At 71.6% G+C, this 26,370-nt stretch carries 21 protein-coding genes and 1 tRNA gene; 13 read left to right on the top strand and 9 right to left on the bottom strand.

All coding sequences use genetic code 11. The annotated features are described in order from the left end of the window. The first annotated feature begins 1 nt into the window (after position 1). Positions 2 to 1,693 (top strand): phenylacetic acid degradation protein PaaN, encoded by a 1,692-nt coding sequence (gene paaN / locus Sm713_RS28510; protein ID WP_212912886.1) that lies wholly within the window; start codon positions 2 to 4, stop codon positions 1,691 to 1,693. Between the two features lie 22 nt (positions 1,694 to 1,715). Here paaN and Sm713_RS28505 read toward each other — a convergent pair whose 3' ends face one another. From Sm713_RS28505 to Sm713_RS28490, 3 genes are all read right to left on the bottom strand, one after another. Then, positions 1,716 to 2,534, bottom strand: a complete 819-nt coding sequence (locus tag Sm713_RS28505) for an RNA methyltransferase (protein WP_212912885.1) — start codon at positions 2,532 to 2,534, stop codon at positions 1,716 to 1,718. Between the two features lie 169 nt (positions 2,535 to 2,703). Beyond that, positions 2,704 to 4,134 (bottom strand): HTTM domain-containing protein, encoded by a 1,431-nt coding sequence (locus Sm713_RS40770; protein WP_249416747.1) that lies wholly within the window; start codon positions 4,132 to 4,134, stop codon positions 2,704 to 2,706. Further along, positions 4,131 to 4,955: a DUF5819 family protein gene (locus tag Sm713_RS28490; protein ID WP_212912884.1), complete on the bottom strand. Its 825-nt coding sequence runs from the start codon at positions 4,953 to 4,955 to the stop codon at positions 4,131 to 4,133. Before Sm713_RS28490 ends, Sm713_RS40770 begins: the two co-directional genes overlap by 4 nt. Before the next feature lie 857 nt (positions 4,956 to 5,812). Between Sm713_RS28490 and paaA the strand changes: the two genes are divergently transcribed. The 5 genes from paaA to Sm713_RS28465 all read left to right on the top strand — a co-directional run bounded on the left by paaA (position 5,813) and on the right by Sm713_RS28465 (position 9,978). Next, the gene (gene paaA / locus Sm713_RS28485) at positions 5,813 to 6,826 is read left to right on the top strand and encodes a 1,2-phenylacetyl-CoA epoxidase subunit PaaA (RefSeq protein ID WP_212912883.1); all 1,014 of its coding nucleotides are present in this window, start codon (positions 5,813 to 5,815) and stop codon (positions 6,824 to 6,826) included. A 179-nt stretch (positions 6,827 to 7,005) separates the two neighbouring features. Next, positions 7,006 to 7,302 carry a 1,2-phenylacetyl-CoA epoxidase subunit PaaB gene (gene paaB / locus Sm713_RS28480; protein WP_212914909.1) on the top strand — a complete coding sequence of 99 codons (297 nt, stop codon included), beginning with the start codon at positions 7,006 to 7,008 and terminating at the stop codon, positions 7,300 to 7,302. Beyond that, positions 7,299 to 8,171: a 1,2-phenylacetyl-CoA epoxidase subunit PaaC gene (gene paaC, locus Sm713_RS28475; protein ID WP_374196083.1), complete on the top strand. Its 873-nt coding sequence runs from the start codon at positions 7,299 to 7,301 to the stop codon at positions 8,169 to 8,171. Before paaB ends, paaC begins: the two co-directional genes overlap by 4 nt. Beyond that, positions 8,165 to 8,890, top strand: coding sequence for an iron-sulfur cluster assembly protein (locus tag Sm713_RS28470; RefSeq protein ID WP_212912882.1), 726 nt, complete (start codon positions 8,165 to 8,167; stop codon positions 8,888 to 8,890). Before paaC ends, Sm713_RS28470 begins: the two co-directional genes overlap by 7 nt. Next, the gene (locus Sm713_RS28465) at positions 8,890 to 9,978 is read left to right on the top strand and encodes a 2Fe-2S iron-sulfur cluster-binding protein (protein ID WP_212912881.1); all 1,089 of its coding nucleotides are present in this window, start codon (positions 8,890 to 8,892) and stop codon (positions 9,976 to 9,978) included. Before Sm713_RS28470 ends, Sm713_RS28465 begins: the two co-directional genes overlap by 1 nt. 136 nt (positions 9,979 to 10,114) lie before the next feature. Here Sm713_RS28465 and Sm713_RS28460 read toward each other — a convergent pair whose 3' ends face one another. The 4 genes from Sm713_RS28460 to Sm713_RS28445 form a co-directional block, all read right to left on the bottom strand. After that, positions 10,115 to 10,444 (bottom strand): rhodanese-like domain-containing protein, encoded by a 330-nt coding sequence (locus Sm713_RS28460; RefSeq protein ID WP_212914908.1) that lies wholly within the window; start codon positions 10,442 to 10,444, stop codon positions 10,115 to 10,117. Positions 10,445 to 10,705: 261 nt separating this feature from the next. Beyond that, a complete protein-coding gene (locus Sm713_RS28455) occupies positions 10,706 to 11,542 on the bottom strand; it encodes a J domain-containing protein (RefSeq protein WP_249417021.1) in 837 nt (278 codons plus the stop codon). Positions 11,543 to 12,362: 820 nt separating this feature from the next. Next, the gene (locus Sm713_RS28450) at positions 12,363 to 13,847 is read right to left on the bottom strand and encodes a DUF2252 domain-containing protein (protein WP_212912880.1); all 1,485 of its coding nucleotides are present in this window, start codon (positions 13,845 to 13,847) and stop codon (positions 12,363 to 12,365) included. Positions 13,848 to 14,267: 420 nt separating this feature from the next. Beyond that, on the bottom strand, positions 14,268 to 14,660 hold the full coding sequence (locus Sm713_RS28445; RefSeq protein WP_212912879.1) for a helix-turn-helix domain-containing protein: 393 nt from the start codon (positions 14,658 to 14,660) through the stop codon (positions 14,268 to 14,270). A gap of 138 nt (positions 14,661 to 14,798) precedes the next feature. Between Sm713_RS28445 and Sm713_RS28440 the strand changes: the two genes are divergently transcribed. Further along, positions 14,799 to 15,455: an FMN-dependent NADH-azoreductase gene (locus tag Sm713_RS28440; protein WP_212912878.1), complete on the top strand. Its 657-nt coding sequence runs from the start codon at positions 14,799 to 14,801 to the stop codon at positions 15,453 to 15,455. A gap of 499 nt (positions 15,456 to 15,954) precedes the next feature. Here the strand turns inward: Sm713_RS28440 and Sm713_RS28435 are convergent. Further along, a tRNA-Leu gene (locus tag Sm713_RS28435) sits at positions 15,955 to 16,038 on the bottom strand. 1,002 nt (positions 16,039 to 17,040) lie between these two features. Between Sm713_RS28435 and Sm713_RS28430 the strand changes: the two genes are divergently transcribed. From Sm713_RS28430 to pknB, 6 genes are all read left to right on the top strand, one after another. Continuing rightward, on the top strand, positions 17,041 to 17,886 hold the full coding sequence (locus tag Sm713_RS28430; RefSeq protein WP_212912877.1) for a DUF3662 and FHA domain-containing protein: 846 nt from the start codon (positions 17,041 to 17,043) through the stop codon (positions 17,884 to 17,886). Between the two features lie 10 nt (positions 17,887 to 17,896). Continuing rightward, positions 17,897 to 18,409: an FHA domain-containing protein gene (locus tag Sm713_RS28425; RefSeq protein WP_212912876.1), complete on the top strand. Its 513-nt coding sequence runs from the start codon at positions 17,897 to 17,899 to the stop codon at positions 18,407 to 18,409. A gap of 140 nt (positions 18,410 to 18,549) precedes the next feature. After that, positions 18,550 to 20,082, top strand: a complete 1,533-nt coding sequence (locus Sm713_RS28420) for a Stp1/IreP family PP2C-type Ser/Thr phosphatase (protein WP_212912875.1) — start codon at positions 18,550 to 18,552, stop codon at positions 20,080 to 20,082. A gap of 22 nt (positions 20,083 to 20,104) precedes the next feature. After that, a complete protein-coding gene (locus Sm713_RS28415; RefSeq protein WP_212912874.1) occupies positions 20,105 to 21,541 on the top strand; it encodes an FtsW/RodA/SpoVE family cell cycle protein in 1,437 nt (478 codons plus the stop codon). After that, complete coding sequence (locus Sm713_RS28410; RefSeq protein ID WP_212912873.1) at positions 21,538 to 23,007, top strand: penicillin-binding protein 2; 1,470 nt, start codon at positions 21,538 to 21,540, stop codon at positions 23,005 to 23,007. Before Sm713_RS28415 ends, Sm713_RS28410 begins: the two co-directional genes overlap by 4 nt. 182 nt (positions 23,008 to 23,189) lie before the next feature. Then, positions 23,190 to 25,205 (top strand): Stk1 family PASTA domain-containing Ser/Thr kinase, encoded by a 2,016-nt coding sequence (pknB, locus tag Sm713_RS28405; protein ID WP_212912872.1) that lies wholly within the window; start codon positions 23,190 to 23,192, stop codon positions 25,203 to 25,205. A gap of 415 nt (positions 25,206 to 25,620) precedes the next feature. On the opposite strand, the gene Sm713_RS28400 is transcribed toward pknB, so the two are convergent. After that, a complete protein-coding gene (locus Sm713_RS28400) occupies positions 25,621 to 26,355 on the bottom strand; it encodes a class E sortase (RefSeq protein WP_212912871.1) in 735 nt (244 codons plus the stop codon). Between the last annotated feature and the right edge of the window lie 15 nt (positions 26,356 to 26,370).

Raw genomic sequence — 26,370 nt, 5'->3', positions numbered from 1 at the left:
GATGGCAGCCGCACTCACCGCGCCCCAGCTCATCGCCAACCACCGGCCCACGCTCGACCAGGCCCTGAAGACCATCGGCACGCGCGCGTACTGGTCGCCGCACCCCGAGCACCCCAAGGCCTACGGCGAGCAGGGCAGCCTCAGCCCCGAGGAGGGCAGGGCCGCGTTCGACGCTCTGCTGGGCACGAGGCTCGACCTCGCCCAGCCGGGCACCGACGACTGGGTGGGTACCGAGACGTCCCCGTACGGGCCGAAGCTGGGGGTCACGTACCCGCACCCGGACGTCGAGGTCCTGCTGCCCGCCATGCGCGACGGGATGCGCGCCTGGCGCGAGGCGGGCCCCGAGGTGCGCGCGATGGTCTGCCTGGAGATCCTGTCCCGGATCAGCGCCCGCACCCACGAGTTCGCGTACACGGTCATGCACACCACCGGCCAGGCCTTCATGATGGCCTTCCAGGCCGGCGGGCCGCACGCGCAGGACCGCGGCCTGGAGGCGGTGGCGTACGCCTACGCCGAGCAGACCCGCACACCGGACACGGCGGAGTGGACCAAGCCCCAGGGCAAGCGGGACCCGCTGAAGCTGGAGAAGCAGTTCACGGCGGTGCCGCGCGGCATCTCCCTGCTGATCGGCTGCAACACCTTCCCCACGTGGAACGGCTACCCGGGCCTCTTCGCCTCCCTCGCCACGGGCAACGCCGTCCTGGTCAAGCCGCACCCGCGCGCGGTGCTGCCGCTCGCCCTCACGGTCCAGGTCTGCCGTGACGTGCTCGCCGAGGCGGGCTTCGACGCGAATCTGGTCGCCCTGGCCGCCGAGCGGCCCGGCGAGGGCATCGCCAAGACCCTCGCCGTGCACCCCGAGGTCAGGATCATCGACTACACCGGCTCGTCGGCCTTCGGCGACTGGCTGGAGACCAACGCCCACCAGGCACAGGTCCACACGGAGAAGGCCGGCGTCAACACCGTCGTCATCGAGTCCACCGGCAACTACCGGGGCATGCTCGCGAACCTCGCGTTCTCGCTCTCCCTGTACAGCGGCCAGATGTGCACCACCCCGCAGAACCTGCTCATCCCGCGCGCGGGCATCGCCACGGAGGCCGGGCCCAAGTCCTTCGACCAGGTCGTCGCGGACCTCGCCGCCGCCGTCGACTCCCTGGTGGGTGACGACGCCCGGGCCGCCGCCCTGCTGGGCGCGCTGGTGAACCCGGACGTGAAGGCCCGGCTGGAGGCGGCCCCCGACCTGGGTGAGGTGGCGCTGGCCTCCCGCGAGGTCCTGCATCCGGAGTTCCCGGAGGCGGTGGTCCGGAGCCCGCTGATCGTCAAGCTGGACGCCACACGGACCGACGATCTGGCCGCCTGCCAGCAGGAGTGCTTCGGCCCCGTCTCCTTCGCCGTCGCCGTCGACTCCGCCACGGACGCGGTGGAGCTCCTGCGGCACACCGTCCGCGAGCGCGGCGCGATGACGGTCGGCGCGTACACCACCTCCAGCGAGGTGGAGAAGGCCGTCGAGGAGGTCTGCCTCGAGGAGTGCGCCCAGCTCTCCCTGAACCTCACCGGCGGCGTCTTCGTCAACCAGACCGCCGCGTTCTCCGACTTCCACGGTTCCGGCGGCAATCCCGCGGCGAACGCCGCCCTGTGCGACGGCGCGTTCGTCGCCAACAGGTTCCGGGTGGTGGAGGTGCGGCGGGAGGTGTGAGGCCGCCCCTGGCGGATCGGCGTCAGGCGGTGCCCAGGGACCAGTGGTAGAGCGCCATGGCCACACTGGTGGCCAGGTTGTAGCTGGACACCTGGGGGCGCATCGGCAGGGAGACCAGGCGGTCGGCCCGCGCCCGGAGCCGGTCGGACAGGCCGCTGCGCTCGGAGCCGAAGGCGAGGAGGGCGTCGTCGGGGATCGCGATCCCGCGGATGTCCTCACCGCCGGCGTCCAGGGCGAGGAGCGGCCCGTCCGGCAGCTCGTCGGCGTCCATGCGGGCCACGGCGGTCGCGTAGTGCAGGCCCGCGCCACCGCGGACGACCGCCGGGTGCCAGGGGTCGAGGGTGCCCGTGGTGATCACTCCGGTCGCGCCGCTGCCGGCCGCGAGGCGGATCACGGCGCCGACGTTGCCGAGGTTGCGCGGCCGGTCGAGGACGACGACGGGGGCGGGTCGGGGCCGCCGCGTCAGCGCCGCCAGGTGCGCGGCCTGGGGCGGGCGCACGGCCAGGGCGGCCACCCCGGTGGGGTGCAGCCGCGGCACGAGGGAGCGCAGGGCGTCCACCGGCAGCTCCACCAGGGTCGCGGCGAGCGCGGGCCGCACGTCCGGCGCCAGGTCGTCCGCCAGGGCGAGGGCGGCCGGTAGATCACCGGTGAGCGCCACCAGCAGGTCCGCGCCGAAACGCAGGGCGTGCTTGACGGCGTGGAAGCCGTCGAGGAGCACGGCGTCGTCCGGAGCCCGGCGCCATGCGCCCACCGCGTCAGCGGCCCGGTCGGCCGCCGGCCGGGGGGCGCCCGGGACGCCGGGCCTGGTGCCGGGCGTGGTTCCGGTCTCCCGTTGCTGCATGGACCTGCCTTCCGCCCTTGGCCTCGTCGGGCCTCGTCGGGCCTCGTCCGTGCAGCGTACGCGGAGGTGCGGCCGCGGCAGGCTTTCGGGAAGGCCCGCGGCACACGCCTGGTCGAGGGGTCGCGGCACTCCCTCCGCGCGAGACTCCCGGGCCTCTCCCGGGCCGGCCTCAGCCGTGCGAGCCCGCCGGGCTGAGCGGCGCCTCCGGCTCAGGATCGCGGGCGCCGCGGCCCTCGCCCGTGCCGTCCGCCGCCCCAATGCCGGATCCGGGGCGCCTGGAGGCGGGGAGCAGCCGCCCGACCGTGCGCGTCGCCTGACGGCCCAGCCACCGCAGGAAGGACGTCGGGAGGAACACGGCGTCCGCGGTGATCATCGCCAGCGAGAAGAACGGCAGGCCGAGCGTGATGGCGATGACGAGGTGCTCGGTCATCATCGCGACCAGCAGCACGTTCTTCACGCGCCGGTTGAAGAGCGTGAACGGGAAGGCGACCTGGACCATGACCGTGCCGTAGGTGATCAGCATGACGATCAGGCCATGCGCTCCGAGCTGGTCGGACAGGGCGGGCCAGGGCGAGAAGTAGTCGAGGTGCAGGGGGTAGTAGACGGCCGTGCCGTCCTGCCAGCGGCTGCCCTGGATCTTGTACCAGCCCGCCGTGGCGTAGACGAGGCACGCCTCGACCATGATCACCAAGAGGCCCGCGTTGTGCGCCAGGTTGGCGATGACGTCGAGCAGGAGCCGCTTCTCGTTGCGGGACGCATGGGGCCCCGAGCCGGCCGGGGCGCCGAGGGCGGTGTCATCGGTGGACGTACGGAAGGCAGCCGCGCCACCGGCAGGCACCGCGTTCGCCGCGGGAATCACGGAGGCCGTCGCAGGAACCCCGGAGGCCGTCGCAGGAGCGCCCTCGGCCGCCCCTGGATGCAGCGTGGCCGTGCCCCGGACCGAGCGCCGGTCCACGACCCACCACAGCACGTGCGCCACCCACATGCCCCAGAAGACCAGCATCCAGCCAGGGCTGAGGTAGCCCCGGCCGGTCACCACCAGCAGCACCGCACCGAGCACCGCCCACAGCACCGGACCGACCGCGTCCGCCCGGAAACGTGCTCCACGCGCGCGTGCCTGAGCGGCGCGGCGCATACGGCGCGCGTCCAGCGACCAGACGGCACCGCACCGCGTGAACACCAGGTAGATCGACATCAGGTGGAGGACGTTGTCGCCGCCGTCGCTCATGAAGATGCTGCGGTTCTCCATGGAGAGCACGCCCACCATGAAGAGCACCGACATGGCGCGGGTGTGCCAGCCCAGCAGCAGCAGCGCGCTGGAGACGATCGCCACGGCGTACACGACCTCGAACCACGTCTGGCTGTCGGTCCATATGAGCGCGGTGAAAGCACCGTTGCCGTCGATCAGCTCGCGCGCCATGGACCAGCTCCACGGCCCGTTCGGCCCGTAGAGCTCCTGGCGGTGCGGGAACTCCCGCAGCAGGAACAGCAGCCAGGTGGCCGAGAATCCGATCCGGATCACCGCGGACTGGTAGACGCCGAGCGGGGCGGACGTGATGCGGTTGATGCCGCGCGCAAGCCACAGTTCGATGCTGGTCATCGGGACCTCGCCTCCGTCCGGGCGTCCTGGGGGTGCGTGCCGGCGACGGCATTCCGCGGGTGCGTGCCTGTGGCGGTGTTCCGCGGGTGCGTGCCGGCGGCGGCGCTCAGCGGCAGGTCACCGGGGCTGACCGGCCACCAGGAGAGCGTCCGGTAGAAGGGCTTGTCACTCAGCCGGCCGTTGCCGCTCCACGGCGGCGGCTGCACGTTCGTCGTCATGGAACGGACCTGAACGCTCTGGACCACGTCCGCGGAGTCCTTTCCGCCCACTCCCACGCGGCTGAGCCGCAACACCATGATGCGCCGCAGATAGCCCTCGGCGAGCGTGCCGCGGCTGCTGAGCGGACGGTTGTCGTTGTCGTGCGAGGAGACGAAGAAGTCCCAGGCCCTGCGCAGTTCGTTCTGCTGGATGTGGCTCGGCAGCGGGTTGTGGTCGATGGCGGCGCCGTCCAGCGCCGAGAAGTTGTACCAGCCGGTGGTCCGCATGTCCCCGGAGGCGGTGCGCACCTGCGCGCGCGCCTCCACGGCTATGTTCTGCTGCAGGGGGTTGGGCGCGAACAGCTTCCAGTTCTGTTCGAACTCCGGGAGCACCCAGTCGTTCACGGCCTGGCCGTGCTGCTTGGTCGCCGTGTTCGCCGGGGCGACGTGCAGGAAGACCATCAGCAGATGCACGCAGACGACGACCCCGATGCCGGCCAGCGCGACAGCGGCGACCACCTGGTAGCCGAAGGAGAGGCCGTTGATACCGGTGCGGGGCGGGGCGGGCGTGCCGGGTGGGGCGGGCGTGCCGGGTGGGGTCGGTGTGCCGGGTGCGGAAGGCATGCCGGGTGCCGCTTCCGGGCCGGGAGACGGCCCGTCGGGTCCGGGGCCTGCCTCGTTGCCGCCTGGCGTCGGCACGGTACCGGCCGGCTCGGAGGCCACGGAGCCGGTCTGGGGGCTTCCGGTACCGGTCGGCGTCCCGGGCTGGGCCGCCGGGTGCGCCGTTCCGGCGGATCGCGGTGCGGGAGGTCCCGGCGGCGGGGCCTGCGTCCGCTGGGCAGGGCTCTGCTGGACGGGAGTCCGCTGGGATGGGGACTGCTCGGGTGGGGACTGCTGGGCCGGTGGCTGCTGGAACGCCGACTGTGGTGCCGGGCGTGCGGCGTCCTCGCGGGCCCCGGCGTCCTCCGGGTGCGCGCCGGGGCGCCCGGGACGGGGTCCCGAGCCGGCGGAGGCCTCGGCCGGCAGGGGCGACGCGGGCTGCCGTGCATCTCGTGCGCCCGGCCGAGGGTTCGTTCGCTCGTCGTACGAGTCCATTCCGTCCCGTTCCCGCTTCCCATTCCGGTCAGTTCCGATCCGGCCGTCCGCGGCCGGCCCGGCCGGACATGCGGGGATCGTTCACGCCCGCCGCGGCCGGGGCCCATGCTGGTGCGTGCACCTTCGCACAGGGCCGCGCGCCCGCACGCGCACGAGCACGGTACTCACCCAAGGCTCCGGGCGCAGGGCGCCTTGAGGTTATCCACAGGCTTGACACGTTATGGAATCGCGACTCACCATGGTCCTGGTCGACCGAACGATCGGTCGGCGACGGGGAGGCCGGACGGTCGCGGGGCGCTGGACGCCGCACGCCGCGTCGCATCCGGCCGCGGGTCGAGTCGAGTCGCGAGCCGAGTCGAGTCGAGTCGGGAGTCGAGAGGATCGGCATGAGCACAGCGACCGTGCACCAGACATCCGGACCGGGGCAGGGCCCCCTGCCCGGTTCCGGCGAGCCGGACACGGCCGCGCTGGAGGCCGTCTTCGACGCCGCCGTCGCGGCGGACGAGCGCATCGAGCCACGGGACTGGATGCCCGAGGCCTACCGCAAGACCCTCGTACGGCAGATAGCGCAGCACGCGCACTCCGAGATCATCGGCATGCAGCCCGAGGCCAACTGGATCACCCGCGCCCCCTCCCTGCGCCGCAAGGCGATCCTCATCGCCAAGGTGCAGGACGAGGCCGGGCACGGCCTCTACCTCTACTCGGCCGCGGAAACCCTCGGCACCGGCCGCGACGACATGCTCGACAAGCTCCACTCCGGCCGCCAGAGGTACTCGTCCATCTTCAACTACCCCACGCTGACCTGGGCCGACGTCGGCGCCATCGGCTGGCTGGTGGACGGCGCCGCGATCACCAACCAGGTCCCGCTGTGCCGCTGTTCCTACGGCCCGTACGCCCGCGCGATGATCAGGATCTGCAAGGAGGAGTCCTTCCACCAGCGCCAGGGCTACGAACTGCTGCTCGCCCTCAGCCGCGGCACCCGGGCCCAGCACGACATGGCCCAGGACGCCGTGAACCGCTGGTGGTGGCCCTCGCTGATGATGTTCGGCCCGCCCGACGCCGAGTCCGCGCACTCCTCGCAGTCCATGGCCTGGAAGATCAAGCGCCACTCGAACGACGAGCTGCGCCAGCGCTTCGTCGACATCTGCGTCCCCCAGGCCGAAAGCCTCGGCCTCACCCTCCCCGACCTGGTCTGGAACGAGACCCGCGGGCACCACGACTTCGGCGCCATCGACTGGGCCGAGTTCCGCGACGTCCTCGCGGGACAGGGCCCCTGCAACGAGCAGCGCATCACCCAGCGCCGCCAGGCGCACGAGGAAGGCGCCTGGGTCCGTGAGGCAGCTGCGGCGTACGCCGGCAAGCACAGCGGGGTCCGCGCGGGTACGGAGGCGGCGGCATGAGCGCGGGTAGCGCAGGTGCGGAGAAGCACGGGGAAGAGCCCGCAACGACGCCGGGAACGGCTCCCGGCGCGGGAGGCGCGGGGGATGCGGGAGGCGCGGGAGGCGCGGGCGAGGAACGTAGGGCGACAGGTGGGTCCGCAGCGGCGGGCGGGTCCACGGCAACGAGTGGGCCCGCGGCGGTGAGCGGGTCCGGGGCCCGGGACTGGCCGCTCTGGGAGGTCTTCGTGCGCGCCCGCCGCGGGCTGTCGCACACCCACGCCGGCAGCCTGCACGCCCCGGACGCGGAGTTCGCCCTGCGCAACGCCCGCGACCTCTACACCCGGCGCGGCGAGGGCGTCTCCATCTGGGTGGTCCCGTCCGCGGCGGTCTCCGCCTCCTCACCGGACGAGAAGGACCCCTTCTTCGAGCCATCCGCCGACAAGCCGTACCGCCACCCGACCTTCTACGAGATCCCCGAGGGGGTGAAGCACCTGTGAGCAGCACCGCTGACCGCGTTCCCACGGACACCGTCCACGCGGCTGCCGCCGTGGCCGCCGTTCCCGCGGAGGCCGTGCCCACCCTCGCCCTGGGCGACGACGCCCTGGTGCTCTCGCACCGGCTGGGGGAGTGGGCGGGGCACGCGCCCGTGCTGGAGGAAGAGGTCGCCCTGGCGAACATCGCCCTCGATCTGCTGGGGCAGGCACGCGTCCTGCTCTCCCTGGTGGGCGACGAGGACGAGTTGGCGTACCTCCGCGAAGAACGCGCCTTCCGCAACTGCCAGCTGGTGGAGCAGCCCAACGGCGACTTCGCCCACACCATCGCCCGGCAGCTGTACTTCTCCACCTACCAGCACCTGCTCTACGAGCAGCTCGCGACCACGACCGCAACGTCGGGCGACGGCGCCGGCCCGCTGGCGGCACTGGCCGCCAAGGCGGTGAAGGAGGTCGCCTACCACCGGGACCACGCCCGGCAGTGGACCCTCCGCCTCGGCGACGGCACCGACGAGAGCCACCGGCGCATGCAGCGCGGCTGCGACAGTCTGTGGCGGTTCACCGGCGAGCTGTTCCAACCGCTGGAGGAGGGCGGGCCGGGCACCGGCGGCCTCAGCCGACCCGCCGGAGACAGGCCCGCCGGCGGCGGACCTTCCGTCGGCGGTCCCGGGGTGGACTGGGCGGCCCTGGAATCCGAGTGGCTGGCGTCCGTTACAGCCGTCCTGCAAGAGGCCACGCTCACCGTGCCCGAGGGACCCCGCCGAGGCGCATGGACCGCGGGTGCGGGCCGTCAGGGCGTGCACACCGAGCCGTTCGGGCGGATGCTCGCCGAGATGCAGCACCTGCACCGCAGCCACCCGGGTGCGTCATGGTGACCGGAACCCGATCCGAGGGCCCGGGAACAACCGCCCCCACAGCCCTGGAGGCAGAGCTGCGCAGGCTGGCCGGCGCCGTTGCGGACCCGGAGCTTCCGGTGCTCACCCTGGAGGAGCTGGGCATCCTCCGGGGCGTGGAGATCACCGGCCCCGGCCGCGTCGAGGTCACCTTGACGCCCACGTACACGGGCTGCCCGGCGATCGAGACCATGTCGGCGGACATCGAGCAGGCACTGCACGACCACGGCATCCCGCAGGTGACCGTCCGCCCGGTGCTGTCGCCGCCCTGGACGACCGACGACATCTCCGACGAAGGCCGCCGCAAGCTGCGCGAGGCCGGCATCGCCCCGCCCCGTGTCGTCCGGAGCCCGGGCGGGCCGGTACCCGTCTCCCTGGGCCCGACCCGGGCGGCGGGCCGTTCCGGCGGCGCGGAGACCGGTCCGGTACCCCTGGTCACCGGCTCCGGCGACTCGGGTGACCGCGGCGGCTCCACCAGCCCTTCCGCATCGGCATCGGCACCGGCACCGGCACCGGCACCGGCACCGGGTGACGGTCCCGTGCCGCCGCCCTCCGCACCCCACGCGGACGACGCCGTGCACTGCCCGCACTGCGGTTCGGGCGACACCGAGTTGCTGAGCCGGTTCTCCTCCACGGCCTGCAAGGCCCTGCGGCGCTGTCTGGCCTGCCGGGAGCCGTTCGATCACTTCAAGGAGTTGTGATGGCCCGCTTCCACCGGCTCCGCGTCGCCGAGGTCGACCGGCTCACCGAGGACGCCGTGGCCCTCACCCTCACCGTGCCGCCCGATCTGCGCCAGGAGTACCGCCACGCCCCGGGCCAGCACCTCGCCCTGCGCAGGCCCGGCGACGGCCCGGAGATACGCCGCACCTACTCGATCTGCTCCCCTGCCCCGGCACCCGGCGGCGACGGCCCCCGGACCCTGCGGGTGGGCGTACGGCTCGTCGAGGGGGGCGCGTTCTCGACGTACGCGCTCAAGCAGATCGCCGTCGGGGACGCCCTGGACGTCATGACGCCCGCGGGGCGCTTCACACTGGAGCCCGCAGCGGGCCTGTACGCGGCGGTGGTCGGCGGCAGCGGCATCACGCCCGTGATGTCGATCTGCACCACCCTGCTGGAGCGGGAGCCGGACGCACGGTTCTGCCTGATACGCAGCGACCGCACCGCGGCCTCCACGATGTTCCTGGAAGAGGTCGCGGACCTGAAGGACCGCTTCCCCGAGCGGTTCCAGCTGGTGACGGTGCTCTCCCGTGAGGAGCAGCAAGCGGGACTGCCGTCCGGCCGTCTCGACCGCGAACGCCTCACCCGGCTGCTGCCCGCGCTGGTGCCGGTGGACGACGTCGCGGGATGGTTCCTGTGCGGGCCCTTCGGCCTGGTGCAGGGTGCGGAGCGGGCACTGCGCGGACTGGGAGTGCGACGGTCCCGGATCCACGAGGAGATCTTCCACGTGGACGACGGCAGCGGGACGGCGGGCACCATGCCGGCACCGTCCGCGACGGGCCCGTCGGCCGCCACGCGGAGCACGCTGACCGCGCGGCTCGACGGCCGCTCGGGATCCTGGCCGGTCCGCGAGGGCGAGTCACTGCTGGAGGCGGTGCTGCGCAACCGCTCCGACGCCCCCTACGCCTGCAAAGGCGGCGTCTGCGGCACCTGCCGTGCCTACCTGGTCACGGGCGAGGTCCACATGGACCGCAACTTCGCCCTGGAGCCGGAGGAGACGGACGCCGGGTACGTCCTGGCCTGCCAGTCCCACCCCACCACGGAACGGGTGGAGCTGGACTTCGACCGCTGAGCGCCGACTGCCGAAGCTGAGCCCCGGTGGTGGGTGCCCGGGTGGATCCGGAAGCCGTGCCCCCGGGGACTGGGGCCGGCCGACGACCAGGGCACCCGGTGGTCACCTGCCCCCCGGGACGGACTCGGCGGACCCGTCAGAGCACCGCGCCCGGCTGCCCCTCGTCGTTCACGAGCGGGCGGCCCGAGGCAGCCCATGCCTCCATGCCGCCGTCGACGTTCAGCGCGTCGACGCCCTGCTGGGCCAGGTACATCGTCACCTGCGCCGAGCGGCCACCGGACCGGCAGATGACGTACACCTTGCCGTCCTGCGGCGCCGCCTCGGTCAGCTCGCCGAACCGGGCCACGAACTCGCTCATCGGGATGTGCAACGCACCCTCGGCATGGCCCACCGCCCACTCGTCGTCCTCACGGACGTCCAGCAGGAAATCTCCGTCAGCGACATCGCCGACCCCGACCGTAGGCACACCAGATCCAAATCCCATGGGTTCGACGCTACCCGACGCGACCCCCGACCCGGCCATCCCACCACCCGGACCTGTCAGCGGGGGCCGCCCCGGGGCACAACCTGGGCGCCCTCCCTCGTGTCCCGCCCCCGCCGCCACCCGTCTGTCGGGACGGGACCGTCATTCAGGGCAGCGGGACGTCGGGTACGGACGGCAGCGGGACGTCACACATCGCGGGGCCCGCCTCGCCGCGAGGGCCGGAGCGCAAGGGGACGGTTCAGCTCACGCCAGCAGCGCTGCCAGCTCCGCTTCGCGCTCGGCGACCTGCGCCAACAGTTGTTCCGCGATCTCGTTCAGGAGAGTGTCCGGGTCCTCCGGGGCCATCCGCAGCATGGCCCCGATCGCGCTCTCCTCCAGATCGGTGGCGACGATCGTCAGCAGTTCCTTGCGCTGGGTGAGCCATTCGAGCCGGGCGTACAGCTCCTCGCTCTTGCTGGGGCGGCGCTCCTCGGGCACGGGTCCCGCCGCCCACTCCTCCGCCAGCTCGGTCAGGAGGGCTTCGTCACCCCGGCCATAGGCGGCGTTCACGCGGGCGATGAACTCGTCGCGCCGGGCCCGCTCCTTGTCGTCCTGGGCCAGGTCCGGGTGGGCCTTGCGGACCAGCTCGCGGTAGAGCTTCCGGGCCTCGTCACTGGGGCGGACCTTCTCCGGCGGGCGAACGGGCTGTTCGGTGAGCATGGCGCTGGCCTCGGGCGACAGGCCGTCGGAACCGAGCCAGTTGTGGAACAGCTCTTCCACACTCGGCATCGGCATCACACGCGCCCGCGCGGCGTCCGCGGCACGGATGTCCTCCGGATCCCCGGTGCGGGCCGCCTTCGCCTCGGCGATCTGCGCCTCCAGCTCGTCGAGCCGGGTGTACATCGGGCCGAGTTTCTGGTGGTGCAGGCGGGAGAAATTCTCCACCTCGATCCGGAACGTCTCCACCGCGATCTCGAACTCGATCAGCGCCTGTTCCGCCACCCGGACGGCCTGCTCAAGCCGTTCCTCGGGCCGCGCAACCCCCGTCGCGCCGGCCTCGGTAGCCTCGGTGGCCTCGGTGGATTCGTCCGCGCCGTGCACTCCGCCCGGAGTCCGGTCGTCGGCGGCCCCGCCGTCCGCGATCTTGTCGCCGGCCGCCCCGTTGCCCGTGGTCTCGCCGCCCCCGGTCTCCCCGGCGGCTCCGCCCTCGCCCGCCGACTCGGCCCTCAGGGTCCCTTCCGGCTGGGTTGCACCGGGCGCGGTCGGCCCGGCCGCGGTTTCCTCGGACACCTGCCCGGGAGACGACGACGCCCCTGACGCGCGGTGCCTGCCCCTGGCATCCGCTGCCTCCGCCGTCGGCGGGACAGGGGCAGCCGCAGGGCTCTCGGACTGGGGTGGTTCGGCTTCCGGGGTCGTCACCCGTCCAGAGTAGAGGGTGGGGTTACCGGCCTTCCGGGGCCTGTGGAGGTGGTGGGGCGGCGGGCTTGGGATGGGCGTATGGGTCCGTTCTTGGGGCTTCTCGGGGCCCCTCCCCTCCCCCCGCCCCCCACCCCACCGCCCGCTCACCCTCGCGCCCGTCCCTGCCCCCCCGTCCCCTTCCCCGTACGCAGCCCCTGCCACGGCGCGCACCACTGCCACGCTCGTCACCGAGGCTCCGGCCCCAATGCTCCGGCAGCCCAAGCCCTGCCCCAGGAGATCTGCCGACTCGCGCTGTCAGCCGACCCGACCGTTCGGCCGCGCCAACCGCCCCGACGCGCCAACCCGCCGACCGACCAGGCCCGCCGACCGGCCCGCCTTACCCGCCGACCTACCGACCGACCTCGCCCACCGACAGACCTAGCCGACCCGCCGACCGACCCTCTAGCCGTCCGACCACCCAGTCGCCCGGCAGCCCGGTCGCCCGCCCCCGTCGACAGCGCTCTCAGACCCCCATCTCCGCCTCCACCAGCCCACCGCGCACCGCCGTGACCAGGGCCGCGTGGTCGGCCTCGGTGCGGTCGGCGTAGGCGACGGCGAATTCGGCGATGGCCGCGTCGAGCGAGTCGTTCTTGCCGCAGTAGCCGGCCACCAGGAGAGGGTCGACGCTGTGGGCGTGTGCGCGGGCCAGGAGGGCTCCGGTCATGCGGCCGTAGTCGTCGAGCTGGTCCGCCCCGAGGTCGGCGGGGTCGACGCTGCCCTTGCGGTTGCGGAACTGCCGGACCTGGAACGGCCTGCCGCCCACCTGGGTCCAGCCCAGCAATATGTCGCTCACTATCTGCATGCGCTTCTGGCCGAGCACGACACGGCGGCCTTCGTGGGTCACCTCCGGTGTCGGGAAGCCCGCCAGCGGCAGATGGGGCACCAGGACCGACGGCCGGGCCTCCTTCACCTGGAGGACCAGCGGCTCGCCGCGGTGGTCGAGCAGGAGCACCACGTATGAGCGGTTGCCGACGCTGCCCGTGCCGACCACGCGGAAGGCGACGTCCTGTATGGCATGACGGGCCATCAGGGGCAGGAACTCCTCGGACAGCGTCTCGGTCCAGTCTCCCAGCGAGGCCGCGACGGCGGCCGCCTCCGCGTCGGGGACGCGGCGCAGTACCGGCGGGGAGTCGACGAACCGGCGGCCGCCGCCGTCCACGGGCTCGGTCGACTTGGCGGCGTACCGGCCGCTGGTGTTCTTCCTCGCCTTCTCCGAGACGCGCTCCAGGGTGCCGAGCAGGTCGTGGGCGTCCGTGTGCGAGACGAGTTCCTCGTCGGCGATGGCGTTCCAGGCGTCCAGGGCTGGGAGTTTGGCCAGCAGGCGCATGGTGTGCCGGTAGGCGCCGGCGGCGTCGAACGCCGCCTGGCGGCAGGCGTCCTCGGCCGCCCCGGCCTCGCGCCCGGCGAGGACCAGGGATGTCGCGAGGCGTTTGACGTCCCACTCCCAGGGGCCGTGGGCCGTCTCGTCGAAGTCGTTCAGGTCGATGACGAGGCCGCCTCGGGCGTCGGCGTACAGGCCGAAGTTGGCCGCGTGCGCGTCTCCGCAGATCTGGGTGCCGATGCCGGTCACGGGGGTGCGCGCCAGGTCGTGGGCCATGAGGCCGGCGGAGCCGCGCAGGAAGGCGAAGGGGCCGGCGGCCATTCTGCCGACCCTGATCGGGACGAGGTCGGGGAGACGGCCTTCGTTCGACTGCTGGACTGCCGTCACGGGGTCCGGACGGGCGGTGTCCGCGGGGAGTTCGGCGTGGGCCGAGCGCGGCACGCGGTCCCTCAGCGCCCGGCCGTCGTGCTTGGGGGAGCTTTTGGGGGTGCGCTCGGCGAAGCCCCGTACGAAGGGCACCCGGGGGTCCGGTGACTGTGCCGCGTCGGGGGCCGCTCCGTTCGGGTGCGCATCCGTGGAAGCAACTGCCGCGCGCGCCTCCGGCACCTCTCCACCGCCGCCGGTCATGCCGACCACCCCCGTCTCAGCCGCGCCGGGCCGTCTCACCCGCGTCGGGCGTCCCTGAACATCAACTCGGCATGACCGTACCGCCGTCGGGCGGAACGTGTGAGGACCTGTGGATAACCGAGTCGGCCGTGGCGAGGGGCTGTGGATAACTCGGCGCGGCAGCACGGCAACCGGCCTCACGCGGAGGAGGAACGGCACCCCTCGTGTGGCGCAACGAGAACCTGCGCGAGAACCCGTGGCGGGCCCTTCGCGAGCCCTTCGCCCGGGGACCTTCCGCGCCGGACGCCTCCCCGGAAGGGACACCTCCCCGGAACAGAGGTCCGCCCGAACAGGAACCGACCGAATAGGAACCGCCCGCACAAGGACCGTCCGAGCCGCGACCACCGGAACCGGAACCGGAACCGACCGGGCCCCCGGGCCCTACTTCCGGAACTCCTCCGGGCACTGTCCGCCTTCCGGCAGGTACCGCACGGCCCACTGGCGGAGCTCGCCGAGTGCCGGCTCCAGGGCGGAGCCGGCCTCGGAGAGGCGGTACGAGACCCGTAGCGGCGGTCCCTCTGTGACCTCGCGCACGACGAGGCCGACGGACACCAGTTCGGCGAGGCGGTCGGACAGCATCCGTTCGCTGATGCCGGGGATGGCCCTGCGCAGCTCGGCGAAGTGCACCGGCTGCCGTATGAGCACGGCGATGACCAGCCCTGACCAGCGCTTTCCGAGCAGGGTGAACACGCGCGTCATGTCGTCGTCGACCTGCACGCAGGCCGTGTGGACCTTCGCGCAGGCGGCCTCAGCGTCGGTCTGGTCTGGCGCCATGCGCACCAGGGTACTGCCCGGCACAAGGTGGAGTGAGAAAAAGTAAGCAGCTGTGGTAATACTAGTTGCGTACTCAACAACGGTGACGGCCGACCCGACCACCGGCCGCCTGGTATCACCACCTCATGGGAGAACGACATGGCCACCCTGCTGCACCTGGATTCGTCCATATTTCCGGGCGACGCATCCGCGTCCCGCGTCGTCACGGACGCCTTCCGCAAGGCATGGGAGGAACAGCACCCGGAGGGCACGGTGATCTATCGCGACCTGAGCGCGAATCCCGTACCCCACCTGAACGTGCACGGCGCCACCGCGGGCTTCGCGGATCCGTCCACGCACAGCCCTGAGCAGGCCGCCGCCTTCGCGAAGCGCATCGAGCTGGTCGAGGAGCTGGAAAGGGCCGACGCCGTGCTGATCGGCGCGCCGATGTACAACTTCACGATCGCCTCGACGCTGAAGGCCTGGCTGGACAACGTGATCCTGGTGGGCCGCACTTCGGGCGAGACCTCGACCGTCGCGGGCACCCCGATCACGGTCGTGGCGAGCCGCGGCGGCGGCTACTCGCCCGGGATGCCGCGCGAGTCCTTCGAGTACGCCCAGAGCTACCTGGAGGCCGCGCTCAGCGACATGCTCAAGGCCGAGGTCGACACCATCGTGACCGAGCTCACCCTGGCCCACTCCGTTCCGGCGATGAAGGACCTCATTCCGCTCGCCGAGGAGTCCCGCGCCAAGGCCCTGGAGGACGCCGCGACCAAGGCGAAGACCCTCGCCCAGCGCCTCGCGACCGCCGCGTGACCCCTCGGAGGGCGATGTTCCTCAGAGGGTTGCGACCTCAGAGGGTTGTGACCTCAGAGGAGACGATGACTCCCGGAGGGCGATGACCCTCCGGAGTCCAGCACGACCCTCCGTAATGCCAACCCGGCAGCCATACGGAGACCCGGCAGCCCGGCACGACAGCCCCGACCCCGGGGCCGCCGCGCCGGGCTGTCGATCTCCACACTCCGCACACACTTTGAGACTCTTCTCACACAGCCGGACCCGGCAACTCCAGCCGCCCAGAGAGCCCGTGACGCGAAAGCCTCGCCCCACGCCCGACCCTCCTGCCCTCCGCCCCCCCACTCTCCCCCTCGGCGCCGGGACCGCCCCACGTGAACCCCACGTGAACACCGGAGACGCGCGACGAAGCCAGCAAGGCGATCCCCCAGAAGGGGCGAGCCAACGAGGTAGACCCCAGAAAGGGCGAACCAACCAAAAAGCGGTCCTCATGGTGATCACCGTGAGGACCGCTTCGCTGTGCGCGAGGGGGGAGTTGAACCCCCACGCCCTTGCGGGCACTGGAACCTGAATCCAGCGCGTCTGCCTATTCCGCCACCCGCGCATGGGCTGTGTCTTCGGCCTCCCCACTTGGCGGCGGGAGTGCCTCTCGACATCCAGAAGGTTAGCACGCTGGCAAGGGTGACTTCACATCCGTTTCGCCGGGCCCGGCGCCCCCACCCGGACGTGCGAGCCACCGCGAGAAGCCGTTCCCGCGCCGGAGAAGGCAGCACCCCACGACACGCACGCCGGCACGTCGACCCAGCGGGACGCCCCCACCTCCCCCGCACCCCCGCCGCACCGTTTCCGGCCGCACACAGCAGACCCCATACAGGAGCATTACGCCTGAACTACCCGAGCCGCCCGAGTTACCCGAACTGCTCAAATCACCCGAACCCCCCACCGAAGACGCCCGCCCCACACCGAACACGCCCGCCACATGGCCCCCGGAACCCCGCAAGTAACCCGGCCAACCCGACCGGAACCCGATCAGGAACCCGACCGGGCCCCACCAGAACCCGAGCAGCGCCCGGATGAAGCCCCCGGGGGATGAAGCCCCACCCCCTCACGGAATGAAGCCCCGGCCGCCCGCGGATGAACAAACTCCACCCACCCCCGTCCCTGGCCCTTCGCCCCCACTCCCACCCCCACGCCCCGGTTACCGTCCCGTATCAACCGCGCACCAGTCGACCCGCTGTGGGGCGCACATGGTCCGCAGTGAGGCACGGGTGCGGGACACTGGATTCGGCCCCCTTTACGATCCCTACGTCAGGGGCGGCCGAACGGCCGTCCTTGCCGGGCGGGGCCGGTGCTCCGCGAGGTGCACGGGCCGCGTCCCGGCTGGGGGGCATCGCCGGGGCCCGGGACGGATTCCTGGCGGCCGGCGAGGGCATGTGCTGTGAGAGTCGACACCCGTCGGACGGGCGGACAGGGGGAACCAGCCGATTTACCGGTGCGTGGATACGATCAGTAAGCAGTACCGGAACGACACGGAACGCAGGCAAGGCGAGAACGACGAACACCACGGCGAGCGAGCGGTGGTGGGAAGAGAAGGAGGAGGTGCCCCGTGGGAGTCCTGAAGAAGTTCGAGCAGCGCCTCGAAGGTCTGGTCAACGGCACCTTCGCCAAGGTCTTCAAGTCCGAGGTCCAGCCGGTCGAGATCGCAGGCGCCCTCCAGCGCGAGTGCGACAACAACGCCACGATCTGGAACCGCGAGCGGACGGTCGTGCCCAACGACTTCATCGTGGAGCTGAGCACGCCCGACTACGAGCGCCTGAGCCCGTACGCGGGTCAACTCGGCGACGAGCTCGCGGGCATGGTGCGCGACTACGCGAAGCAGCAGCGCTACACGTTCATGGGACCGATCAAGGTCCACCTGGAGAAGGCCGACGATCTCGACACCGGCCTGTACCGGGTGCGCAGCCGCACGCTCGCGTCCAGCAGCTCCCAGGCGCCCGGCCAGGCCCCGACGGGCCCGGGCGGGTATCCGTCCCAGGGGGCGCCCGGCGCGGGGCGCGGCGGCTACGGCTACCCCCCGCAGCCCGCCGGCGCTCCCCCCATGCCGGCGTCGCCGCCGGGTGTGCTCCAGGGCACGACGTCGGGCGGGCACCCAGGGACGCTGCCTGGCGCCCAGGTGCGGCGCTGGATCGAGATCAACGGCACGCGTCACCAGATCGTGCGCCCGACGATGGTGCTGGGCCGCAGCACCGACGCCGACGTGCGGATCGACGACCCCGGCGTCTCCCGCCGGCACTGCGAGATCCGGACCGGTTCGCCCTCGACGATCCAGGATCTCGGGTCCACCAACGGCATCGTGGTAGACGGACAGCACACCACCCGCGCTACGCTCCGCGACGGCTCGCGGATCGTCGTGGGCAGCACCACCATCATTTACCGGCAAGCCGAAGGGTGAAGCGGGGGCAATGTCAGAGCTGACCCTGACGGTCATGCGGCTGGGTTTCCTGGCCGTTCTGTGGCTGTTCGTGATCGTGGCCGTACAGGTCATCCGCAGCGACCTGTTCGGAACCCGTGTGACGCAGCGCGGGGCGCGCCGCGACAGCGGGCGGTCCGGGGCCGCCAGGGCCGCGCGGGAGGCTCCCCCGCAGCAGCGCGGCGGGGCCGCCGGCCGGCAGCGCCGGGGCGCTCCGACCAAGCTGGTCGTCGCCGAGGGCAGCCTGGCGGGCACCACGGTCGCGTTGCAGGGCCAGACGATCACCCTCGGCCGTGCGCACGATTCGACGATTGTGCTGGACGACGACTACGCGTCGAGCAAGCATGCCAGGATCTACCCGGACCGTGACGGCCAATGGATCGTGGAGGACCTCGGTTCCACGAACGGCACCTATCTCGACCGGAGCCGGCTGACGACGCCGACGCCGATTCCGCTGGGCGCCCCGATCCGCATCGGCAAGACCGTCATCGAGCTGCGGAAGTAGTGCTACGTCATGAACGAGAGCGAGCGGAGCGAGCAAGTCGACGCTGTCCCCACCACGGACGCCAGCACGCTCCCGACCGGAGGGTGGGCAGTGTGGCTCGACACGACCGGCTGCAGTCGGAGCCGACTGGCGAGGTGCGCATGAGTCTGTCACTGCGCTTCGCCGCCGGCTCGCACAAGGGCATGATCCGTGAGGGCAACGAGGACTCCGGTTACGCGGGGCCCCGGCTGCTCGCCATCGCCGACGGCATGGGCGGGCAGGCGGCGGGCGAGGTCGCGTCGTCCGAGGTGATCTCGACGCTGGTGGCGCTCGACGACGACGTGCCCGGCTCGGACATCCTCACCTCCCTGGGCAACGCCGTGCAGCGTGCCAACGACCAGTTGCGCGTGATGGTCGACGACGACCCGCAGCTCGAAGGCATGGGGACGACGCTGACGGCGCTGCTGTGGACCGGCCAGCGGCTGGGTCTGGTGCACGTCGGCGACTCCCGGGCGTACCTGCTCCGTGACGGTGTGCTCAGCCAGATCACGCAGGACCACACCTGGGTGCAGCGGCTCGTGGACGAGGGCCGGATCACCGAGGAAGAGGCCACCACGCACCCGCAGCGGTCGCTGCTGATGCGCGCGCTGGGCAGCAGCGAGCACGTCGAGCCGGATCTGTCGATCCGCGAGGTGCGCGCCGGCGACCGCTACCTGATCTGCTCCGACGGCCTGTCCGGCGTCGTCTCGCACGAGACGATGGAGGACACCCTCGCCAGCTACCAGGGCCCCCACGAGACCGTCCAGGAGCTGATCCAGCTCGCGCTGCGCGGCGGCGGCCCCGACAACATCACCGTCATCGTGGCCGACGTCCTCGACATCGACAGCGGCGACACCCTCGCGGAGCACCTCTCGGACGCCCCGCTCGTGGTCGGCGCGGTCGCCGAGAACCAGCACCAGCTGCACGACGGCGGCGCCATGGAGACCCCCGCGGGCCGTGCCGCCGGCCTCGGCAGGGCGGTGCCCGGACAGGGCGGGCAGGGGCAGTTCGGCCCGCCCGGATCCGGTGAGGCCGGCTACGCCCCGGAGGGCGGTTTCGGCCCGTACAGCGACGAGGACTTCATCAAGGCCCGCGGCCGGCACCCGTGGCTGAAGCGGTCCGCCTACATCGTGCTGGCGCTCGCCGTGGTCGGCGGCGGCCTGTACGGCGGGTACCGCTGGACGCAGACCCAGTACTACGTGGGCACCAAGGGTGAGCACGTGGCGCTGTACCGGGGCATCAGCCAGGACCTCGCGTGGGTGAACCTCTCCAAGGTGGAGACCGACCACCCCGAGATCGAGCTGAAGTACCTGCCGCCGTACCAGCGCAAGCAGGTCCAGGCGACGATCACCGAGGACGGCCGCACCCAGGCCACCACGAAGATCGACGAGTTGGCCGTGCAGGCGTCCGCGTGCAAGAAGGACGCCCAGCGGCGCGCCGCCGACAGCAACGCCGCTCCCGGCGGGCAGGGCGCCCCCAAGCAGGACGAGGGCGCGAAGAAGCCGCTCACCGGCGGCGCCGCGAGCACCGGCGGCACCGCAGGCACCGGCAAGAGCTCCGACGACAAGAACACCACCGCACCGAAGCAGCCCACGCCCGGTCCCAGCCTCTCGGCGGAAGAGCAGAAGCTGGTCGCGCTGTGCGGTAAGCAGTAGCCGTGAGGGGCCCTGTCACACCATGAGCAGCACGCATACCGCGCAAACCGCCCATACTTCGACGATCGGTTCCATCGGGGCGCCGAGCCGCCGCAACACCGAGCTGGCGCTCCTGGTGTTCGCCGTCTTCATCCCGGTCTTCGCCTACGCCAACGTGGGCCTCGCCATCAACGGCAGCATCCCGCCGGGCCTGCTCAGCTACGGGCTCGGGCTCGGGCTGCTGGCCGGCGTCGGCCACCTCGTGGTGCGCAAGTTCGCCCGGTACGCCGACCCGGTGATGCTGCCGGTGGCGACCCTGCTGAACGGCCTGGGCCTGGTGATCATCTGGCGGCTCGACCAGTCCAAGCGGCTCCAGGAGATCCACCAGGCCGGTGACGCGGCGCCCCGCCAGCTGCTGTACACGGCGATGGGCCTCGCGCTCTTCGCCGTCGTGCTGATCTTCCTGAAGGACCACCGGGTCCTGCAGCGGTACACGTACATCTCGATGGTCGGCGCGCTGGTCCTGCTGCTGCTGCCGCTGGTCCCCGGGCTCGGCGCCAACATCTACGGCGCGAAGATCTGGATCTCGGTCGCCGGGTTCTCCATCCAGCCCGGCGAGTTCGCGAAGATCGTGCTGGCCATCTTCTTCGCCGGCTACCTGATGGTGAAGCGGGACGCGCTCGCGCTGGCCAGCCGCCGCTTCATGGGCCTGTACCTGCCCCGCGGGCGGGACCTCGGGCCGATCCTGGTGGTCTGGGCGATCTCGATCCTGATCCTCGTCTTCGAGACCGACCTCGGTACGTCGCTGCTGTTCTTCGGCATGTTCGTGATCATGCTGTACGTGGCCACGGAGCGGACGAGCTGGATCGTGTTCGGTCTGCTGATGTCCGCCGCGGGCGCGGTCGGCGTCGGCTCCGTCGAGCCGCACGTCCACCAGCGCGTGCAGGCCTGGCTCAACCCGCTGCACGAGTACAAGCTCAGCCAGCAGGGCGTCGTCGGGCACTCCGAGCAGTCCATGGAGGCCCTGTGGGCCTTCGGCTCCGGCGGCACGCTCGGCACCGGCCTCGGCCAGGGCAACTCCGACCTGATCAAGTTCGCCGCGAACTCCGACTTCATCCTCGCCACCTTCGGCGAGGAAATGGGCCTGGCCGGCATCATGGCGATCCTGCTGCTGTACGGCCTGATCGCCGAACGCGGCATCCGCACCGCGCTCGCCGCCCGCGACCCGTTCGGCAAGCTGCTCGGCGTCGGCCTCTCCGGCGCCTTCGCACTCCAGGTCTTCGTGGTCGCCGGCGGCGTCATGGGCCTGATCCCGCTGACCGGTATGACGATGCCGTTCGTGGCCTACGGCGGCTCGTCCGTGATCGCCAACTGGGCGCTGATCGGCATCCTGATCCGGATCAGCGACACCGCACGGCGCCCGGCCCCGGCTCCCGCAAGCAATCCCGACGCCGAGATGACCCAGGTGGTCCGCCCGTGAACAAGCCCCTGCGCCGGATCGCGATCTTCTGTGGACTGCTCGTCCTCACCCTGCTCATCCGCGACAACTGGCTCCAGTACGTCCAGGCGGACACCCTGAAGAACGACAAGCTGAACCGCCGTGTCGCCATCGAGCGGTACGCCGTGCCGCGCGGCGACATCATCGTCCAGGGCGGCCAGGAGATCACCGGCCACACCACGGCCAACGGCAGCGACTTCAAGTACAAGCGCACCTACAAGGACGGCCCGATGTGGGCGCCCGTCACGGGCTACGCCTCGCAGGCCTTCGGTGCCACGCAGCTGGAGAACCTGGACGACGGCATCCTCACCGGCACCGACGACCGCCTCTTCTTCCGCAACACGCTCGACATGATCACGGGCAAGAAGAAGCAGGGCGGGAACGTCGTCACCACCCTCAACGCCGCCGCCCAGAAGGCCGCCTTCGACGGCCTCGGCCACAAGAAGGGCGCGGTGGCCGCGCTCGACCCGTCCACCGGCGCGATACTGGCCCTGGCCTCCACGCCGTCGTACGACCCGTCGAGCTTCGCGGGGAACACCACGAAGGACTCCGACGCCTGGACAAAGCTCCAGAAGAAGAACGACCCCGACGACCCGCTGCTCAACCGCGCGCTGCGGCAGACCTACCCGCCGGGCTCCACCTTCAAGGTCGTCACCGCGGCCGCCGCGCTGCAGAACGGCAAGTACACGGACGTGGACGCGCCCACCAAGTCGCCGCTGCCGTGGACGCTGCCCGGCACCACGACCCGGCTGAACAACGAGGGCAACATCCCCTGCGAGAACGCGAGCCTCCGCAACGCGCTGCGCTACTCCTGCAACACCGTCTTCGGCAAGGTCGGCTCCGACCTCGGCGAGGACAAGATGCTCAAGGAGGCCGAGCAGTTCGGATTCAACTCCGAGCAGTTCACGCCCGTGCGCTCGAACGCGTCCAACTTCGACAAGGACATGAACCCGTCGCAGACGGCGCTGTCCTCGATCGGCCAGTACGACACCGCGGCCACCCCGCTCCAGATGGCGATGGTCGCCTCCGCGGTCGCCAACGACGGCACCCTGATGCAGCCGTACATGGTCGACGAGCTCCAGGCCCCCAACCTGGACACGGTCGAGAAGACCACGCCGAAGAAGCTCAGCCAGCCCCTGACGCCGGAGAACGCGCAGAAGCTCCAGTCGATCATGCAGACAGTGGTCCAGCAGGGCACCGGAACCAGCGCCCAGATCCCGGGCGTCACCGTCGGTGGCAAGACGGGTACCGCCCAGCACGGTGAGAACAACTCGGGGAAGCCGTACGCGTGGTTCATCTCGTACGCGAAGACGGACAGCGGATCGCCGGTCGCCGTCGCGGTCGTGGTCGAGGACGGCAGCGCCAACCGGGACGACATCTCGGGTGGCGGCCTGGCCGCGCCCATCGCGAAGAACGTGATGAAGGCGGTCATCGACAGCAAGCACTGAGCCCGGACGTGACCTTGATCACGTCCCCTTCACATCGGTGCACGATGGGATACCGGTCCGGTATCGGGTGACCGGGAGGGCCGTGGCAAGAAAGGCGAGCCGGGTACCGTAGCCCGGACAGCACACCGCCGGACCACACATCGGGTGCGGTCAAGGCCGACGGAGAGGGCTGGTAGGTAGCTATGGAAGAGCCGCGTCGCCTCGGCGGCCGGTACGAGCTGGGCCAGGTGCTCGGCCGCGGTGGCATGGCCGAGGTCTACCTCGCGCACGACACCCGCCTCGGCCGCACCGTGGCGGTGAAGACGCTACGCGCCGACCTCGCCCGTGACCCGTCGTTCCAGGCCCGGTTCCGCCGTGAGGCCCAGTCGGCCGCCTCGCTCAACCACCCCGCGATCGTGGCGGTCTACGACACGGGCGAGGACATGGTCTACGACCAGGCCACCGGCGGTGCCGGCGTGTCCATCCCGTACATCGTCATGGAGTACGTGGACGGCTCCACGCTCCGTGAGCTGCTGCACTCGGGCCGTAAGCTGCTGCCCGAGCGGTCGCTCGAGATGACCATCGGCATCCTCCAGGCGCTGGAGTACTCGCACCGCAGCGGCATCGTGCACCGCGACATCAAGCCCGCGAACGTGATGCTCACCCGCACCGGCCAGGTCAAGGTCATGGACTTCGGCATCGCCCGCGCCATGGGCGACGCCGGCATGACCATGACGCAGACCGCCGCGGTGATCGGCACCGCCCAGTACCTCTCCCCGGAGCAGGCCAAGGGCGAGACCGTCGACGCGCGCTCCGACCTGTACTCCACCGGCTGCCTGCTGTACGAACTGCTGACCGTGCGCCCGCCGTTCGTGGGCGACTCCCCGGTCGCGGTCGCCTACCAGCACGTCCGCGAGGAAGCACAGCCGCCGAGCGCCTTCGACCCCGAGATCTCGCCCGAAATGGACGCGATCGTCCTGAAAGCCCTGGTCAAGGACCCGAACTACCGATACCAGTCAGCGGACGAGATGCGCGCCGACATAGAGGCCTGCCTCGACGGGCAGCCGGTGGCGGCCGCCGCCGCGATGGGCGCCCCCGCGTACGCCGGCTACGGCTCCGACGACCAGCCCACCACCGCCATGCGCTCCCAGGAGCCGGGCGGCGACCGCACCTCCATGCTGCCGCCGGTCAACCCGGACGACGGCGGCTTCGGCTACGACGAGCGGCCCGACCGGCGCCGCCAGAAGAAGTCGAACACCTCCACCATCCTGCTGGTGGTCGCCGGTGTCCTGGTGCTGGTGGGCGCGATCCTGATCGGGAAGTGGATCACCGACAGCAGCGGCTCGGGCGACGCCCAGGTGCCGGTGCCCACGCTGGTCGGCGAGACGCTGTCCGGCGCCAAGGCCAAGGCCGCCAACGTCGACCTGAAAGTCCAGGTGGCCGGGACCAAGGAGTGCAAGGACCAGCCCAAGGACCACGTCTGCACCCAGGACCCCGAGCCCGGCGGGAACATCGCCAAGAACGAGACCATCAACGTCACCATGTCGGCGGGCGCCCCGAAGGTGGCGGTCCCCGGGGTCGTCGGCCTCTCCCTCGACGATGCCAGGCAGCAGCTCACCGACAAGAACTTCAACGTCAACGTGAAGTACAAGGAGTCCGACCAGCCGGCCAACCAGGTGCTGGAGCAGGACCCCACCGCCGGCACCAAGAAGGAGTCCGGCAGCACCGTCACCGTCACCGTCGCCCAGGAGCGCAAGCAGGTCACCGTCCCCGACGTGACCGGCAAGAGCTGGGACGAGGCCAAGGCCCAGCTTGAGGCCAACAACCTCAAGCCCGTCCGCCAGGACGTCGACAACGGCAGCGTGGAGGCCGGCAAGGTCGTCCAGACCAGCCCGGCCGCCGGCACCCAGGCCGACGCCGGCTCGACGGTCACCGTCCAGGTCGCCAAGTCGTCCCAGGTCCAGGTGCCGCTGCTCACGGGGCAGACCGTGGCGGCGGCCAAGCAGGCCCTGACCTCCGCGGGCCTCCAGGTCGGCAACATCAACGGCCCCGGCGACGACAACGCCGTCGTCATCACCTCCAACCCGCAGTCCGGCCAGCAGGTCCCGCCGGGCACGGCGATCGACCTCCAGACGGTCGGCGGCGGTGGCGGAGGCGGAAACAACGGCGGGGGCGGCGGCCCCGGCGGCAACGTCTTCGGGGGGCAGCACGGCTTCTGACGGAGCCCCGGGGGCAACCCCGGCCGGGCCCCGGCCCCACACGCACCGCACCCCCGCCGCTCCTGGTGAGCGCCGGGGGTGCGGTGCGTGTGGGGTGCGAGACGCATGGGAGGGACGTCAGCGGCCGGCCGCCCGTCAGCCGGCTGCTGACTTATCGGCGGCTTGGCGGCTAATCGGCGGCTGGCCGGCTGGTCGGCGGCTGGGCGGCTGGTGCGAGGGCGTCCCGTCGACGGCCAGGCGCGGGGAGCGGGGCAGGGCGGGCCGCAGCCGGAGGGATGGGCCCGCGCGCCCACGGCGCTCTCAGCCCGGGGCTCGGGTCAGTGCCCCGGGGCCGGGTGCGCGCCCCGGGCTCGGGTGCGCAGCAGGAAGGGGCCGCCCGACTCACCGGGGCGGCCCCTGCTCCGAACCGTGACGCCTACCGCAGCTCCGCGGGAGGCGTCCGCTTGCTGTCGACCTTCTCCGTGCGCTCCAGCTCGCCCCACACCACGTAGCGGTAGAGGGAGGTGTACACGGGCGTACAGGTCGTGAGGGTGATGTACCGTCCGGCCTTCTTCTTGCCGGACTCCTTCGGGATCTGGTCGATCACCTGCACGTTGTACTTCGAGGTCTCCTTGAGGATGTCGTAGACCTTGTAGATGTACCAGGTGTCCTTCGTCTCCAGGACGATCGGGTCGCCGTTCCTTATCTTGTCGATGTTGTGGAACTTCGCGCCGTGCCCGTCGCGGTGGGCGGCCAGCGTGACGTTGCCCGGGGCGTCCTCGGGGAGCGCCGACTTGACGGGGTGCGTGTAGTAGCCGGCGACGCCGTCGTTCAGCACCTTGGCCGACGTGCCCTTCTTCACCAGCACGTCGCCGTTGTGCATGGAGGGCACGTGCAGGAAGCCGATGCCGTCCTTGATGTCGAGCGCGCCCGGCCCCGTGTCGGCCCAGTTGTGCCTGACCTCGTCGCCCTGGCGGTGCGCCTCGCGGTCCGCGGTGACGTTCGTCCACCACAGGGAGTAGACGACGAAGAGGCCGAGGACCAGCCCCAGCGTTATCAGCAGCTCGCCGAAGACGCTCACCGCCGTGGCGACGCGGTGGTGCGAGCGCCGAACGGGCGGTGGCGGCGAGGACGTCGTGGTCCTGTCGTCGGGGTCGATCGTCGCTACCACTGCATCTGCCCTGTC

This window comes from Streptomyces sp. TS71-3, from assembly GCF_018327685.1.
Classification (GTDB): Bacteria; Actinomycetota; Actinomycetes; order Streptomycetales; family Streptomycetaceae; genus Streptomyces.
This window is presented reverse-complemented; position numbering and strand designations above follow the sequence as displayed.

Bases quoted from the DNA above. Each gene is read 5' to 3' on its own strand.
- Sm713_RS28445 (WP_212912879.1), bottom strand. From the start codon at position 14,660: ATGGCGCCAGACCAGACCGACGCTGAGGCCGCCTGCGCGAAGGTCCAC.
- Sm713_RS28450 (WP_212912880.1), bottom strand. From the start codon at position 13,847: ATGACCGGCGGCGGTGGAGAGGTGCCGGAGGCGCGCGCGGCAGTTGCT.
- Sm713_RS28440 (WP_212912878.1), top strand. From the start codon at position 14,799: ATGGCCACCCTGCTGCACCTGGATTCGTCCATATTTCCGGGCGACGCA.
- Sm713_RS40770 (WP_249416747.1), bottom strand. From the start codon at position 4,134: ATGACCAGCATCGAACTGTGGCTTGCGCGCGGCATCAACCGCATCACG.
- Sm713_RS28425 (WP_212912876.1), top strand. From the start codon at position 17,897: ATGTCAGAGCTGACCCTGACGGTCATGCGGCTGGGTTTCCTGGCCGTT.
- Sm713_RS28505 (WP_212912885.1), bottom strand. From the start codon at position 2,534: ATGCAGCAACGGGAGACCGGAACCACGCCCGGCACCAGGCCCGGCGTC.
- paaA (WP_212912883.1), top strand. From the start codon at position 5,813: ATGAGCACAGCGACCGTGCACCAGACATCCGGACCGGGGCAGGGCCCC.
- Sm713_RS28465 (WP_212912881.1), top strand. From the start codon at position 8,890: ATGGCCCGCTTCCACCGGCTCCGCGTCGCCGAGGTCGACCGGCTCACC.
- Sm713_RS28420 (WP_212912875.1), top strand. From the start codon at position 18,550: ATGAGTCTGTCACTGCGCTTCGCCGCCGGCTCGCACAAGGGCATGATC.
- paaN (WP_212912886.1), top strand. From the start codon at position 2: ATGGCAGCCGCACTCACCGCGCCCCAGCTCATCGCCAACCACCGGCCC.
- pknB (WP_212912872.1), top strand. From the start codon at position 23,190: ATGGAAGAGCCGCGTCGCCTCGGCGGCCGGTACGAGCTGGGCCAGGTG.
- Sm713_RS28490 (WP_212912884.1), bottom strand. From the start codon at position 4,955: ATGCCTTCCGCACCCGGCACACCGACCCCACCCGGCACGCCCGCCCCA.
- Sm713_RS28415 (WP_212912874.1), top strand. From the start codon at position 20,105: ATGAGCAGCACGCATACCGCGCAAACCGCCCATACTTCGACGATCGGT.
- Sm713_RS28470 (WP_212912882.1), top strand. From the start codon at position 8,165: ATGGTGACCGGAACCCGATCCGAGGGCCCGGGAACAACCGCCCCCACA.